Genomic DNA, 14,465 nt, shown 5'->3' with positions numbered 1-14,465 from the left:
CCTGACAACACACCCCTCCATCAAGGACGCCATCGTCACCGCCACCGACAACCACCTCACCGCCTACCTCATCCCGGCAGACCGTGCGCGGGAGGAGGACACGGCGGCGCTGCTCGCCGGGGTGCGGGACTGGGTGGCCGCCGCCCTGCCGGGCTACATGGTTCCCCGCAGCCATGTGCTGCTGGACGCCCTGCCCTTGTCCGCCAACGGTAAGGTCGATCGGGCCGCGTTCCCCGCTCCCGTATCGCAGTCGGCGGGCCCGGCGCCCGCACCGCACGGCGAAGCAGCAGACGCGCGGGGCACGGAGCCGCGCAATGACATCGAACGACGGCTGCGGGGCGTCTGGGCCGACGTACTCGGTGTTGCGGCCATCGGCATTCACGATGCATTCGGTGATCTCGGAGGGGACTCCCTGCTCGCACTGCGGGTGATCAGCAAGGCGGCGGAGGCGGGGCTGTCCGTGTCTCCCCGCCAGTTCTTCGAGTTCCCGACGATCGCAGGCTTGGCCGGCGTGGCCACGCTCGCGGCGCCCCGCACGGAGGTTGAGCCCGAGGCCGTTGTCGGCGACGTACCGCTGCTGCCCGCTCAGGCTATGCTGCTGACCGGGCTGGACGGTTCTGTCGCGCGTCGGCACAACTACGCGCTGCTCCTCGAACTCGACGAGGCGATGGACAAGGTGGCCCTACGCGTCGCCGTTCGCACCCTCGTCGCGCGCCACGATGCTTTGCGTACGGGATTTGTGCACGGCCGGGACGGCTGGCGGCAGCGGGTGGAGCCGGCCGACGCCGTGCGCACAGCCCCGCTGGAGTGGATCGACCTCCGCGATCTGGCCGACAGCGAGCAGGACAGCACCGTCGAAGAATTGGCCGAGGCGGCCCAGCGCAGCTTCGATCTCGCCGAGCCGCCGCTGCTGCGGGTGCTGTACTTCGACCGCGGCGGCGCCCGGCGCCCGGTGCTTCTGCTGATTGCCCACTGGCTGGTCGTGGACAACTTCTCGCTGCGGCTCGTCGTCGACGAACTCCTCACCGCACACGCGCAGATATCTGAGGAGGGGGAGGTACGGCTCCCGGCGCCGACGGTGTCCGCCGCACAGTGGGCCATGGCACTGGAGCGGCACGCGCGGAGCCTGGGCCTCACGCGGCCGGAGGCCGTACGGACATCCCCGGCCGGTCAACCGGAAGGCTTCGCCCGGGACGCCGTGACTCTGATCGAGGTGGTGGACGGGGCCGCCGTCGCACGCCTGAGGCAACGGGCCCTGGGAGTGATCACCATGGGCGACGTGCTGCTCGCGAAGCTGGCTCGGTCGGCGCGTGCGACGGGACTCGGCGACTCGATCCGGTTCGAGGTCGACGGGCACGGCCGCGCCGCGGCACTGGCCACCGATTCGGGCTCGGTGTCCGATCTGTCGCGTACGGTCGGCAGGGTCTCGGTCCGGTTCGAACTGGCCGTCCCCGCAGTATCCGACGCCGACGAGGTGGTACGCGCCATCGCCGCGGCCCGCTCCGGGCAGCCCAACGGCGGTCTCGACTCCGCCCTCGCGCGCTATGGATCCCGGGCACACGCGGGTGAGGCGGCGATCGAGACCGGGGAGATGATCTCGTTCAACTACCTCGGTGCAGTAGATGAGTTGTACTCCGTACCGGGCCTGCACCCGTCCATGCTCAGCCCGGGGCGCCTCATCCATCCGGATACCCCACTGCGCCACCGCTTCGAGGTGCTGTGTGCGACGGTCGATGGTGAGCTGCTGATCGGTGTGACGGTGCCCGAGACCTCGCGGGCCGAGGCGGAACGCCTGCTGGGACACCTCGTCGCCGAACTGGGCGGCGCGGCGGACGAGTCCGGCGGGCCCGCGGAGCCCGGCCGGCGCGGCGCAGAACTCGCCGAGCGGTTCCGGCGTTGGCTCTCACCCGGCACCGCCATGTGATCAGGCAAGGCGTTTGATGTGATGCGGGTGCCCGTGCGTGTGAGCGCGGGCACCCGCCGTCGTATGTCTGCCTGCACGACCTCTGTATAATGCACCGGTCGAGCTGGAGGGGTAGCGTGTGGAATCTCGGAACTCTTGGCTCTCTTGAAACCGAGGTGATGGAGCGGCTGTGGGCTGCGGCGCAGCCCGTGCCGGTCCGCGAGCTCGTCAACGAGATGAACGCGGGCCGCCCCGCTCCCTTGGCGTACACGACCGTCATGTCGACCATGGCCAAGCTGCACCGCAAAGGTTGGCTGGACCGGACCCGGTCGGGCAAGCAGTACCTGTACGAGACGCACGAGAGCCGTGACGGCTATACGGCGCGCATCATGGCGGAGGCCCTGAGCGGTAGCTCCGACCCGGACACCGTGCTGCTGCACTTCATGGAGCGCGTGCAGTCCAGCGACTCACCGGAGTTGCTGAGCGCCGTCCGCCGGGCCCTGGACTGTGACGCATGACGGGTGTCGTGCCGGTCGCCCTCTACGTCATCATTGTCGCCCTGCTGGTCCCGCCGCTCCTGCGGCGGGCCCGCTGGGTGGTGCGGGCGCCGCGCGTGGCCATCACACTCTGGTTAGCCCTGCCGGCCTCCGCGCTGATGGGGTCCTACCTGCTCGGCTGCAGGCTGACGGAAGCCGCCGCCTGGGGGTGCTGTCGGCCGTCGGACTCGGGCACCTGGGAGGCCGCCGCCGGCCTGCTGCCCCTGATGGTGCAGGCGGTTCTGTGGGTCGCCGTACCGGGCTGGGTGATCGGGGTGGTCTGCCTTGACGCCTGTCTCATGTGGCGGCGTCGGCGCCGCCACGCCGAAACGCTCGATCTGCTCGGTGATCCGTTGTTCACCAGGGGCTGCCGGGCCCTGGCCATCGACCACCACGCTCCAGCGGTCTACTGCGTTGCCGCGAAAGGCGGTCGCGTCGTGCTGACCACAGCGGCCTTGGACCTGCTCTCGGACCGGGAGCTGTCGGCCGTAGTGGAGCACGAGAAGGCCCATCTGCGCGGACACCACTCGCTGTTGACCACGGCGGCCGCCTCAGTGGCCCGCGCGCTGCCGACGGTGCCGGTGTTCTCCTATGCCGGGCCAGAGGTGGCCCGCCTTGTGGAGATGGCCGCCGACGACGCCGCCGCCCGGCGGGTATCGAAGGAGTTCGTGGCCCGAGGGCTGGCCCGGCTCGTCGTGACCGGCGGCGCCTTGGAGCAGGTGGCCCCCGTGGCGCTGGGCGCCACGGGGGCCGATGCGGCCGAGCGCATCAACCGGCTCCTGGACCTGGGGAATGCGGAGCGGAAACGGTCGGCAGCGGCGGGCGGTGGTGCCCTGATGGCCCTCGTCGCCATACCCGCGTCCGCCGCTGTGGCTGTCGCCGCGTACTGGTGCTGAAACCAGCACACAGCGACGTGCGGCCGGCGCCAGAGCTTCCCCTGGTGCGGCCGCACGTCGTACTTCCTGGGCTCAGCGCACCGCCTGCGGCGAGGGCCCACCGACCTTCCCGCCGCCGGCCTGAGCCGGGAGCGGCTCGTCGGTATCGGGGGCGTGGCTGAGGCCGATCCGCTCGTGCAGCCGCCGCAGCGGTGCGGGTGCCCACCAGTTGGCGCGACCAGCCAACTGCATGAAGGCGGGCACCAGCAGCGCCCGGATGACGAGGGCGTCCATCGCGATGGCGAGCGCCGTGCCGAGGCCGAGCATCTTCACATGGGTGACACCGGCACTGACCAGGGCGGTGAAGAAGAGCGCGAGCAGGCCGGCCGCCGCCGTGATCAGGCCGCCGGTGCTCTGCAGTCCGATGGCCACCGCCTTCTGGTTGTCGCCGGTGCGGTCGTATTCCTCCTTGATGCGGGAGAGCAGGAAGACCTCGTAGTCCATCGACAGGCCGAAGATGATGCAGAACATCAGGATCGGCATGGTGACGTCGATTTGACCGGTGACGGTGAAGTCACCGACCAGCCATTGCAGGTTGCCGTCCTGGAAGACGAAGACCATGGCCCCGTAAGTCACGGTCAGGCTCAGCAGGTTGAGGACGATCGCCTTGAACGGCATGAGGACGCTGCCGGTGAAGAGGAAGAGCAGGACGAAGGTCGTCACGGCGATGATGCCCAGCGCGTACGGGAGCGCCGACCACAGGCTGTCCAGCGTGTCCGTGTAGGTGGCGGCCCGTCCCGCCACGAGTGCCTTCGTACCCTCCGGCGCCGGCACCGTCCGTACGTCCGCGGTGAGATCCTCGCCGGCCTGTGAGTACGCCTCGATCCCGGTGCCGAGGGAGAGCCACGCGCCGTCGGCGTCGGTGAAGACCTTCTCGGCTCCCGCGGCGGACGCGGCGACCTGCCCGCCGTCCAGGAAGCTGCCGGAGGCAGTGTCCACACGCTTGACGCCGGACACCTGGGACAGCGCCCGCGCGTACTGCGTCAGAGCGGCCTCGTCCGGCTTCTTGCCGGTGAGTACGACCTTCAGGTCCTGGCCGGCGAGGGAGGGGAACTCGGCACGGGTGGCCGCGCCCACCTGGGCCGCGGCGAGGTCCTTGGGCAGTGCCCGGTCGTCCGGCAGCCCGAACGAGGCCTTGGAGAAGGGCAGTACGGCCACGGCCAGGGCGATCAGCACGACGGTGAGTACGGGCCAGGGGCGCTTCATCACCGAGGTCGCCAGCCGGTGCCACTTGCTGTCCTCGGCCCGCTCCGGCTCCTGCCGCCCGCGGCGCCGCAGCCTGGCCAGGACGTCGAACTTGTCGATGCGCGGGCCGATGACCGCGAGCAGCGCGGGCAGGAGGACGACCGCGCCGAGCGTGGCGAAGAAGACCACCGCGATGCCGGCGTAGGCGAACGACCGCAGGAAGTAGAGCGGGAAGACGAGCAGTGCGGAGAGCGAGAGCAACACGGTCAGCGCGGAGAAGAGGACCGTGCGACCCGCTGTGCGCAGTGAGGCGCGCAGTGCCGCCCCGGTGTCGTGGCCCTTGCGCAGCTCCTCGCGGTACCGGCTCACGATGAAGAGCGAGTAGTCGATCGCCAGCCCCAGGCCCAGCGCGGTGGCGAGGTTGATGGCGAAGATCGAAACCCCGGTCACCTCATTGAGCAGGCGCAGTACGGCGAGCGAGCCGACGACGGACACACCCGCGACCGCGAGGGGAAGCAGCGCGGCGATCCCGGAGCCGAAGACGAGGACCAGGAGGAGAACGGTGATGGGCAAGGCGATGCCCTCGGCACGTGTCAGGTCCGAGGTGACGCGTTCGGAACCCTGCCGGTTGAACTCCGCCCGGCCTCCGGATTTCACCTCCAGCACGCCCTGTTCGCCGGTGACGAGTGGGGCGATGCGCCGGGCCGTCTTGAGCGCGTCGTCCTCATCGCCGCTCAGGCGCGCCATGACCAGCGCGGACCTGCCGTCCTTCGAACGCAGGTCGGCGGGGAGCCCGGAGGTCCAGTACGAGGTCACCTCGGCGACGCCGTCCTGGCCGGTGAGCTTCTCGGTCAGCGCCCGTCCGGCCGCCGCCGCTTCGTTCGTGTCGACGTTCTGAGGTGCGCGTGCGAGCAGTACGAAGTTGGGGTCGCCGGTGTCGAAGCGGTCGCGCAGCACATCGACGGCGATGGCGGACTCGGAGTTCGGGTCTTCGAAGCCGCCCGTGGAGAGCACCTTCATGGCAGGTGAGGCGATGGCCCCGGCGATCGCGAATCCGAGAACCGCGAGAACCAGCACGAGTCGGCGTCGTCGGAGGGCGAACGACGCCAGTCGGGCAAGCATAATACCCCCAGGAGATTTCATTCTTACGGCTTACAACATACTGAGAGTATGTAATATCCTGTCGCCCATGACTGTCAAGGGGCGTCGCCAGGAGTACGTGGAGGCCACACGGGCCGCACTGCTCGATTCCGCGTCGGAGCTCTTCACCGAGAAGGGCTTCGCGCGCACCTCGCTGGACGAGATCGCCGCAGCGGCGCGGCTGACGAAAGGGGCCCTCTACCACCACTTCGCGAGCAAACAGGCACTCTTCGAACACGTGGTACTGGAGGTCAACGACCGCATCGCAGAAATGGTGGTCGAGGGCGCCGCGGAAGCGGAAGCTCCCTGGGTCCGGCTGACGCAGGGACTCGACGCCTTCCTCGACGCCTGCCTCGACCGCGAGTACCAGCACATCTGTCTCCAGCAGGCACCGACCGTGCTCGGCCCGGCCCGCTGCCGCGAACTGGAGGCCCGGATGATGAACCTGCTCGACGGCCTGCTCCAGGAACTCGCGGCCTCCGGTGAACTGCGGCTTCGGCCCACGCCCTTGCTGACCCGGGTCCTGTTCCGGATGCTCAGCGAGGCCGCGCTGGCCATTGGCGAGGCGGGCGATCCGGAGGTGGTCCGCATCCAAGTCGGCCAGTTGATCGAAGAACTGCTGCACTCCATGCGCCCCGGACCGCCCGTCTGAGCGCGATGCTCGACTCCGGCGGTGAACTCATGGGGCCGCGCGGCGGCTCGGGGCAAGTCCGCGGGTGAAGGCCCCGCCCTGATCCTGGACAGCGGATGATCCAGCCTTCCCCTCCGCGCTGCTCAACAGCGGTCGGTCTGCTCGCGGCGTGCCTGGTGGAGCTGGTCGCGCAGGGTTTGTGTGCTCGTCGCTGATGAGCCCTGCACGGTCATGGCCACGGGAGTCCCCGTCTTGGCATGGCGGCGTCCGCCCCCGCGAGAGGCGTCATGAGAAGCCCGGCTGCGCAGGTGCGCTGCATCCCCAGGCGGAGGCGGGCGGGAAGGGCCGTGGCCGCCGGGTCGGCGCTGCGACGCACAGAGCGCATCGGGCGAGGCAGTGGGTGCCCGCTCCGGCGCTGCGCCCCTGTTGTGCATCAAGGCGCCAACCGCGTCTCCCCGTCAGGCAGGCATTCGCGTGTGGGCAGGACTTCTGGACGGGCAGCGGCGGATTGCTTGGCGTGGGTCGCACGATACCTGCGGAGCGGCAGATGAGGGGTGCTGTAGCCCGCTCCCCAGAGGCACGGATTCCCCCAGATTCCCCCCAGGCCCTCGGGAGGTGCCGTTCGTGGCATTCGCGGATGCGAAATTGATCAACAGGCTTGCCCTGCTGTCTATAGCCAGTCGCGCTTCTTGAAGATGACGTACAGGCTGACGCAGACCGCTGCCATCAGCAGGATTGCGAATGGATAGCCAGCTGCCCACTGGAGTTCGGGCATGGTCTCGAAGTTCATGCCGTAGATGGTTCCCACGAGTGTGGGTGCAAAGAGGATGGCCGCCCAGGAGGAGATCTTCTTGATCTCCTCGTTCTGTTCGAAGCCCGCCTCCGCCAAGGCTCGCATCTCCGCGTTCTGTTGTTGGGTCACCAGGGTGGCGTTCACCGTCAGGATCTCCGTCAGGGCCTGGCGGAAGCCGTCCACGCGTTCGCTGGTGTGGGTGACGTGGTCGGCCACGTCGCGGAGGTAGCGCTGGAGTTCCTCGTCCGTGCCGTATTTCGCGAAGCCCGCCATCAGGCCGTGCAGCATGCCCACCAGGGGGCGCGTCGCGCGTTGGAACTCGACCATTTCCCGGGAGAGTTCGTAGATACGGCGCGACACCGCCGGGTCGCCGCTGAAGACCTCGGTCTCGATCTCGTCGACGTCGTTCTGGACGCCCGCCACCACCGGGGCGTAGCCGTCGACCACCGCGTCCAGGATCGCGTACAGGACCGCCTCCGGGCCGAGGGCCAGCAGATCCGGGTTCTCCTCCATGCGGTGGCGGACCGCCGAGAGGTCCGGGGCCGCGCCGTGGCGGACCGTGATCACGAAGTCCTGGCCCACGAAGATGTGCAGCTCGCCGAAGTCGACCTCCTCCTGGGCGTCCAGGTAGCGGGCCGCCCGAAGGACGACGAAGAGCGTGTCCCCGTACCGTTCCAGCTTCGGGCGCTGGTGCGCCTCGAGCGCGTCCTCCACCGCCAGCTCGTGCAGGTCGAACTCGGTCGCCAGCGAGTGCAGTTCGGACTCCGTCGGGCGGTGCAGGCCGATCCACGCCATGCCGTCCGGGTGTTCGCGCAACTGGCGGAAGGTTTCGGCCAGCGAATCCGGTGATGCCACCCTGCGGCCGTCGCGGTACAGCGTGGCCTGCACCACCGCCCCCGGCTCGGGCTGCTGCGGCTCCGGCCGCGGCGCCCTCGCCGGCGGTTCCGGCTGGCGGCGCCAGGCTGCGCGGGGGCGACGCTCCGACATCGTGTGGTCCATCTCCGTCAACATGATCGAGGTCAGGTCTCCCGGGCAGGATATACGGGGTGAATTACGCCAGCCAGGCGGCAGCCCGGAGGCCCTGGGCGGAACGCGACGACAGCCCCAGCCGCCCGGCCGCGGCTCGACGGCGGCCCGGCCGCATCCCCGCCGCAGTCCGGCGGCGGCCCCGAGCGGAGCCCGACGGCAGCCCCGGGCGGAGCCCGAACGCGGCCCGAGGGCAGCCGCGCGGCGGACCAACCCTGGCTCGACGGCCGCCCGGCCGCGTCCCCGCCGCAGCTGCCCGCCCCCAGTCCGGCGGCATCCCGGCGCCAGCCCGGCGGCGGCCCCGCCCGGAGCCCGACGGCAGCCCCGGGCGGAGCCCGAACGCGGCGCGACGGGAGCCGCCCGGCGGCCCGACCGCAGCCCTGCGGCAACTCGACGGCAGCCCCGCCGCAGCCCCGCGCCAGCCCCACGGCGCGCCCTGTCGCTACTTGCGGACCCAAGCTGTCCGCAACCGTCGCTAGCGTGCCTCACATGGCTTCCACCTTCACCCACCCCGTCCTCTCCACCCGTGCCCTGGGCCGTGCCACGCTCGCCCGGCAGTTCCTTCTCGAGCCCGCCGCGATGTCCGCCAAGGACGCCGTCTCCCATCTCCTCGGGCTCCAGGCGCAGAACACCAAGCCGCCGTACTACGCCCTCGCCGCCCGGCTCGCCGGGTTCCGGCCCGAGCGTCTCTCCGACCTCATGGAAGCCCGCGAGGTCGCCCGGATCGTCACCATGCGCTCCACCATCCACACCCACACCGCCGAGGACGTCCTCGCCCTGCGGCCCCTCGTCCAGCCCGCCCGCTACCGCGAGCTCAAGATCTTCCGCGCAGGCCTCGACGGCGTCGACCTCCGCCGCCTCGCCGCCCTCTCCCGCGAGCTCGTCGAGCAGGAGCCCCGTACCCCCAAGGAGATCCGCGAGGCCCTGCTCGTCCACTGGCCCGACGCCGACCCGCAGGCGCTCTCGGTCGCCGCCCGCTGCCTCCTGCCCCTCGTCCAGGTCACCCCGCGCGGCCTCTGGCGCCGCAGTGGGCAGGTCCGGCTCACCACCGCCCAGGCCTGGTTCCACCGGCCCGACACCGAGCCCGACGTCGACGCCGTCGTCCTCCGCTACCTCGCCGCCTTCGGGCCCGCCTCCGTCAAGGACATGCAGACCTGGAGCGGCCTCACCCGCCTCCGCGACGCCTTCGACCGCCTCCGCCCCGGCCTCCTCGCCTTCCAGGACGAGCACGGCGCCGAACTCTTCGACCTCCCCGACGCCCCCCGCCCCGACCCCGACACCCCCGCCCCGCCGCGCTTCCTCCCCGAGTTCGACAACCTCCTCCTCTCCCACGCCGACCGCACCCGCTTCGTCGCCGCCGAGGCGAGGAACCGCACCTGGAAGGGGAACCAGGCCTTCTCCGTCTTCCTCCTCGACGGCCTGCTCGCCGGGCTCTGGCGCCTTGAGGAGACCAAGGAGCGCACGACGATCACCGTCGAGCCCTTCGGCCGGCCCACCAAGGCCCAGCGCGCCGAGTTGGCGGCCGAAGCCGAGCGCCTGCTGCGTGTCATGGGGCCGGAGGGAGTTCCGTACGAGGTGGGGTTCGGCGTTGTGTACCAGTAGAGGACCAGTAGCCCCCACCACCCCTACGGCAACACCCCCGCCCTCCTCGCCGCCACCACCGCCTCCAGTCGCGTGTGCGCGCCCAGTTTGCGCATCGTGGAGCGCAGGTAGCCCTTGACCGTCTCCGGGCGCAGCCCCAGCCGGTCCGCCACCGCCGCGTTCGTCGCGCCCGAGGCCACCGCCGCCAGCACGTCCAGCTCGCGCGGTGTCAGCGCCACGCCCGGTTTGTCCGCCCGCCCCGCCGACGACGCGGTCTCAAGCCGGCCGCAGACCTCCAGGAGCCGGGCCCGCAGCTCCGGGTCCGCGATCCGGGGGACCAGCTCGCGCAGCTCGCCGTGCGCCTGCCGGACCTGCTCCCGCACCTCGTCCCGTACCGCGAGCGCCTGTTCCACGTCCCGGGCCGCCGCCACCGCCGCGTCGAAGACGCGCTCGCCCAGCGGCAGCGCCTCCCGCAGCGCCCCGTACAGCACGCCCCGCACCTTCCGCCGTACGACGACAGGCACCGCGATCACCGAGCGGAGTCCCTCCGCCGACACCGGCGCGTCGTACTCGTGCGTGATGTGCCGCGCCGACGGGTAGTCCACGACCACGCAGGGCCGCGATAGCGCCAGGCACTTTCCGCCCAGGCCGCTGCCCGCCGAGATCGCCAGGCCGCGCAGGGCCGGGGTCAGGGCTCCGTTCAGCTCCGCGATCCGCAGCCGGCGACCGTCGTGCAGCAGCCCGCCGAAGGCGACGTCCAGGCCGGTGGCCCGGCGCATCCGCAGCAGCGCCGCACGCATCTCCACCGATTCCGACAGCTCGGGCACGCGACTACTCCTTCACCCCCGAACGGGGGTAGTGAGACCTGGGTCACTGATTACACGATGTCCGTGACCGGTCCCGCAACGAGGAGGACACATGACGGCTACCACCGCCACGGAGAGGTTCCGGGCCGCCCGCGATTTCCTGCTCCAGCACCGCGAGGACTACGAGTCGGCCTACGAGGGCTTCGCCTGGCCCCGGCCCGACCGGTTCAACTGGGCCCTGGAGTGGTTCGACGTCATCGCGGCGGGCAACGAGCGGACCGCGCTGCACATCGTCGAGGAGGACGGCACCGAGACCCGGGTCAGCTTCGCCGAGATGGCCGCACGCTCCGACCGGGCCGCCAACTGGCTGCGTGACCAGGGCGTTCGGGCCGGCGACCGGATCATCGTCATGCTCGGCAACCAGACCGAGCTGTGGGAGACCGCGCTCGCCGCGATGAAGCTGCGCGCCGTCGTCATCCCGGCCACCCCGCTCCTCGGCCCCGCCGACCTGCGGGACCGGGTCGAGCGCGGCCGGGCCCGGCACGTGATCGTGCGCGCCGAGGACACCGCCAAGTTCGACGACGTGCCGGGGGAGTACACCCGGATCGTGGTCGGCGGGCAGCGCGCCGGCTGGCTCTCGTACGAGGAGGCCGGAAGCGCCTCCGTCACCTTCGAGGCCGACGGCGTCACCCGCGCCGACGACCCGCTGATGCTGTACTTCACCTCCGGTACGACCGCCCGGCCCAAGCTCGTCGAGCACACCCACACCTCGTACCCCGTGGGTCATCTCGCCACCATGTACTGGATCGGCCTCAAGCCCGGCGACGTGCATCTCAACATCTCCTCGCCCGGCTGGGCCAAGCACGCCTGGTCCAACCTCTTCGCGCCGTGGAACGCCGAGGCGACGGTCTTCATCCACAACTACACGCGCTTCGACCCGGCCCGGCTGATGGCCGAGATGGAGCGGAACGGCGTCACCAGCTTCTGCGCGCCGCCGACCGTCTGGCGCATGCTGATCCAGGCCGACCTCACCCAGCTCAAGCATCCGCCGCGCGAGGTCGTGGCGGCCGGCGAGCCGCTCAACCCGGAGGTCATCGAGTCAGTGCGGCGGGCCTGGGGCGTCACCATCCGCGACGGGTTCGGGCAGACCGAGACGGCCGTCCAGGTCTCCAACAGCCCCGGTCAGCGCCTCAAGGAGGGCTCCATGGGCCGGCCGAGCCCCGGCTTCCGGGTCACCCTGGTCGACCCGGTCAGCGGGAAGGCGGACGTCGAGGAGGGGGAGATCTGCCTCGACCTGTCCACCGACCCCGTCGGTCTGATGACCGGCTACCACGGGGACCCGGAGCGTACGTCCGAGGCGATGGCGGGCGGCTACTACCGCACCGGCGACATCGGTTCGCGCGACGCCGACGGCTACATCACCTACATCGGCCGCGCCGACGACGTCTTCAAGGCCTCCGACTACAAGATCTCGCCGTTCGAGCTGGAGAGCGCGCTCCTGGAGCACGAGGCGGTCGCCGAGGCGGCCGTCGTCCCGGCGCCCGACCCGCTGCGGCTCGCCGTCCCGAAGGCGTACGTCGTCCTCGCGGAGGGCTGGGAGCCGGACGCCGAGACGGCGAAGGCGCTCTTCGCCCACTCGCGCGCCGTGCTCGCCCCGTACAAGCGGCTGCGGCGCATCGAGTTCGCCGAACTGCCCAAGACCGTCTCGGGGAAGATCCGCCGGATCGAGCTGCGCGAACGGACGGCCAAGGGCGAGGGCACCGAGTACGTGGAAGGGGACCTGGCATGACGCCGACCACACCCGCACTCTCGTACGCGCACGGGGCGAGCGACACCCACCTCCTCGGCGACACCGTCGGCGCCAACCTCGACCGCGCCGTCGCGACCTGGCCGGAGCGCGAGGCCCTGGTCGACATCCCGTCCGGGCGCCGCTGGACGTACGCCCAATTCGGCGCCGCGGTCGACAGGTTGGCCGACGCCCTGCTCGGCAGCGGGGTGGTGAAGGGCGACCGGGTCGGGATCTGGGCGGTCAACTGCGCCGAGTGGGTGCTCGTCCAGTACGCCACCGCCCGTATCGGCGCCGTCATGGTGAACATCAATCCGGCCTACCGCGCCCACGAGGTCGAGTACGTCCTCCGACAGGCCGGGATCTCCCTGCTCTTCGCCTCCCGCACGCACAGGACGAGCGACTACCGGACGATGGTCGAGCAAGTCGCCGCAAACTGCCCGGAGTTGCGCGAGACCGTCTACTTCGGCGATCCGACCTGGGACGAACTCCTGTCCCGTACGGCAGGAGAGCTGCGCCCCGCCCCGCTCTCCTGCGACGAGCCGGTCAACATCCAGTACACCTCGGGCACCACGGGCTTCCCCAAGGGGGCGACCCTCTCCCACCACAACATCCTCAACAACGGTTATTTCGTGGGCGAGATGATCGCCTACACCGCGCAGGACCGGATCTGCATCCCGGTGCCCTTCTACCACTGCTTCGGCATGGTGATGGGCAACCTCGCGGCGACCTCGCACGGCGCCTGCATGGTCATCCCGGGGCCCTCCTTCGACCCGGCCGCCACCCTCCGCGCCGTCCAGGAGGAGCGCTGCACCTCCCTCTACGGCGTCCCCACGATGTTCATCGCCGAGCTGAACCTCCCCGACTTCGCCTCGTACGACCTCTCCTCCCTGCGCACCGGCATCATGGCGGGCTCGCCCTGCCCGGTGGAGGTGATGAAGCGGGTCGTCGCCGAGATGAACATGGCCGAGGTGTCCATCTGTTACGGCATGACGGAGACCTCGCCCGTCTCCACGCAGACCCGGCGCGACGACGACATCGAACGGCGCACGGGCACGGTCGGCCGGGTCATGCCGCACGTCCAGGTGAAGATCGTCGACCCGGTCACCGGTCTCACCGTCGAGCGCGGCGTGCCCGGCGAGCTGTGCACCCGCGGCTACAGCGTGATGCTCGGCTACTGGAACGAGCCCGAGAAGACCGCCGAGTCGATCGACGCCGGCCGCTGGATGCACACCGGCGACCTCGCCGTGCTGCGCGAGGACGGCTACGTCCAGATCGTCGGCCGCATCAAGGACATGATCATCCGGGGCGGCGAGAACGTGTACCCGCGCGAGATCGAGGAGTTCCTGTACGGGTACGAGAAGATCGCCGACGTCCAGGTCGTCGGCGTCCCCGACCCCCGCTACGGCGAGGAGATCCTGGCCTGCGTGATCCCGCGCGACCCCGCCGACCCGCCGAGCCTGGACGACATCGCCGCGTACTGCCGCGACCGCCTCGCGCACTACAAGGTCCCGCGCCGGTTGGAGATCCTCGCCGAGTTCCCGATGACGGTGAGCGGGAAGGTGCGGAAGGTCGAGCTGCGGCAGCGCTACGGGGCGGGGTAGAGCGGCCGGAGCCCGGCGCCGGCCAGTTCGCGGCGCATACAGACCCGGGGCCAGCTCGCCAGACCGTGGGCGGCCTCGGCCCGCTGGATGGCGCGCAGGCCGACGGTGAGGTCCGGATCGGACTCGGCGAGCGGCCGGAAGCCGAGGCGGGCGTAGTACGGCGCGTTCCAGGGGACCTCGGTGAAGGTCGTCAGGGTCAGCGCCGTGAGCCCGCGCTCGGCCGCCTCCGCCGCGAGGTGCTCGATGAGCGCGCGGCCGATGCCCTGGCGGGCGACGGCCGGGTGCACGGAGACCTGCTCGATGTGGGCGGCCCCGTCGACGGTGTCCGTCAGCAGGTACGCGACCGGGCGGTCGGCCTCGTCGGCGGCCACCCAGGCCCGGCCGGCCCGTCGATAACCGTCCAGGACGTCCAGGGGCAGCGGCTCGTCGTCGGCGATGACCGCCATGCCGAGGGAGCGGAAGGGTTCGCCCGCGGCCCGTTCGATGTCCTGGAGCAGCGGGAGTTCGGCCGGTGCGGCCGCTCGGATGCGCATACGACG

The 14,465-nt window shown here is 70.9% G+C and carries 11 protein-coding genes; 7 read left to right on the top strand and 4 right to left on the bottom strand.

The features are described from left to right. From Q5762_RS28000 to Q5762_RS27990, 3 genes are all read left to right on the top strand, one after another. Positions 1-1,924 (top strand): condensation domain-containing protein (locus Q5762_RS28000; RefSeq protein WP_315895022.1); only part of this gene is annotated, 1,924 nt, incomplete at its 5' end. Between the two features lie 89 nt (positions 1,925-2,013). Beyond that, positions 2,014-2,421, top strand: coding sequence for a BlaI/MecI/CopY family transcriptional regulator (locus Q5762_RS27995; protein WP_315895021.1), 408 nt, complete (start codon positions 2,014-2,016; stop codon positions 2,419-2,421). Next, positions 2,418-3,335, top strand: coding sequence for a M56 family metallopeptidase (locus Q5762_RS27990; protein WP_315895020.1), 918 nt, complete (start codon positions 2,418-2,420; stop codon positions 3,333-3,335). The genes Q5762_RS27995 and Q5762_RS27990 overlap by 4 nt, the downstream gene beginning before the upstream one ends. 72 nt (positions 3,336-3,407) lie before the next feature. On the opposite strand, the gene Q5762_RS27985 is transcribed toward Q5762_RS27990, so the two are convergent. Next, complete coding sequence (locus tag Q5762_RS27985) at positions 3,408-5,636, bottom strand: MMPL family transporter (RefSeq protein WP_315895019.1); 2,229 nt, start codon at positions 5,634-5,636, stop codon at positions 3,408-3,410. 112 nt (positions 5,637-5,748) lie between these two features. On the opposite strand from Q5762_RS27985, the gene Q5762_RS27980 reads away from it, so the two are divergent. Continuing rightward, entirely contained in the window at positions 5,749-6,351 is a 603-nt protein-coding gene (locus Q5762_RS27980; RefSeq protein ID WP_315895018.1) for a helix-turn-helix domain-containing protein, read from the top strand. 649 nt (positions 6,352-7,000) lie between these two features. Here the strand turns inward: Q5762_RS27980 and Q5762_RS27975 are convergent. After that, positions 7,001-8,110 carry a magnesium and cobalt transport protein CorA gene (locus Q5762_RS27975; RefSeq protein WP_315895029.1) on the bottom strand — a complete coding sequence of 370 codons (1,110 nt, stop codon included), beginning with the start codon at positions 8,108-8,110 and terminating at the stop codon, positions 7,001-7,003. Positions 8,111-8,638: 528 nt separating this feature from the next. Between Q5762_RS27975 and Q5762_RS27970 the strand changes: the two genes are divergently transcribed. Further along, positions 8,639-9,751, top strand: coding sequence for a winged helix DNA-binding domain-containing protein (locus tag Q5762_RS27970; RefSeq protein ID WP_315895017.1), 1,113 nt, complete (start codon positions 8,639-8,641; stop codon positions 9,749-9,751). 23 nt (positions 9,752-9,774) lie between these two features. Here the strand turns inward: Q5762_RS27970 and Q5762_RS27965 are convergent, their stop codons facing one another. Continuing rightward, positions 9,775-10,530 carry a response regulator transcription factor gene (locus Q5762_RS27965; protein ID WP_399495278.1) on the bottom strand — a complete coding sequence of 252 codons (756 nt, stop codon included), beginning with the start codon at positions 10,528-10,530 and terminating at the stop codon, positions 9,775-9,777. Between the two features lie 118 nt (positions 10,531-10,648). Between Q5762_RS27965 and Q5762_RS27960 the strand changes: the two genes are divergently transcribed. After that, positions 10,649-12,325: an AMP-binding protein gene (locus Q5762_RS27960; protein ID WP_315895015.1), complete on the top strand. Its 1,677-nt coding sequence runs from the start codon at positions 10,649-10,651 to the stop codon at positions 12,323-12,325. Then, entirely contained in the window at positions 12,322-13,926 is a 1,605-nt protein-coding gene (locus Q5762_RS27955; protein ID WP_315895014.1) for an AMP-binding protein, read from the top strand. The genes Q5762_RS27960 and Q5762_RS27955 overlap by 4 nt, the downstream gene beginning before the upstream one ends. Here the strand turns inward: Q5762_RS27955 and Q5762_RS27950 are convergent. Further along, a complete protein-coding gene (locus tag Q5762_RS27950; RefSeq protein WP_315895013.1) occupies positions 13,911-14,459 on the bottom strand; it encodes a GNAT family N-acetyltransferase in 549 nt (182 codons plus the stop codon). The two genes, Q5762_RS27955 and Q5762_RS27950, sit on opposite strands and share 16 nt — an antisense overlap. Positions 14,460-14,465 lie beyond the last annotated feature (6 nt).

This window comes from Streptomyces sp. P9(2023), assembly GCF_032436795.1.
GTDB lineage: Bacteria > Actinomycetota > Actinomycetes > Streptomycetales > Streptomycetaceae > Streptomyces.
Note: the sequence above shows the minus strand (reverse complement) of the source record. Positions and strands in the feature narration are given on the sequence as shown.

Bases quoted from the DNA above. Each gene is read 5' to 3' on its own strand.
- Q5762_RS27995 (WP_315895021.1), top strand. From the start codon at position 2,014: ATGCACCGGTCGAGCTGGAGGGGTAGCGTGTGGAATCTCGGAACTCTT.
- Q5762_RS27990 (WP_315895020.1), top strand. From the start codon at position 2,418: ATGACGGGTGTCGTGCCGGTCGCCCTCTACGTCATCATTGTCGCCCTG.
- Q5762_RS27980 (WP_315895018.1), top strand. From the start codon at position 5,749: ATGACTGTCAAGGGGCGTCGCCAGGAGTACGTGGAGGCCACACGGGCC.
- Q5762_RS27975 (WP_315895029.1), bottom strand. From the start codon at position 8,110: ATGTCGGAGCGTCGCCCCCGCGCAGCCTGGCGCCGCCAGCCGGAACCG.
- Q5762_RS27970 (WP_315895017.1), top strand. From the start codon at position 8,639: ATGGCTTCCACCTTCACCCACCCCGTCCTCTCCACCCGTGCCCTGGGC.
- Q5762_RS27965 (WP_399495278.1), bottom strand. From the start codon at position 10,530: ATGCGTGCGGCGCTGCTGCGGATGCGCCGGGCCACCGGCCTGGACGTC.
- Q5762_RS27960 (WP_315895015.1), top strand. From the start codon at position 10,649: ATGACGGCTACCACCGCCACGGAGAGGTTCCGGGCCGCCCGCGATTTC.
- Q5762_RS27955 (WP_315895014.1), top strand. From the start codon at position 12,322: ATGACGCCGACCACACCCGCACTCTCGTACGCGCACGGGGCGAGCGAC.
- Q5762_RS27950 (WP_315895013.1), bottom strand. From the start codon at position 14,459: ATGCGCATCCGAGCGGCCGCACCGGCCGAACTCCCGCTGCTCCAGGAC.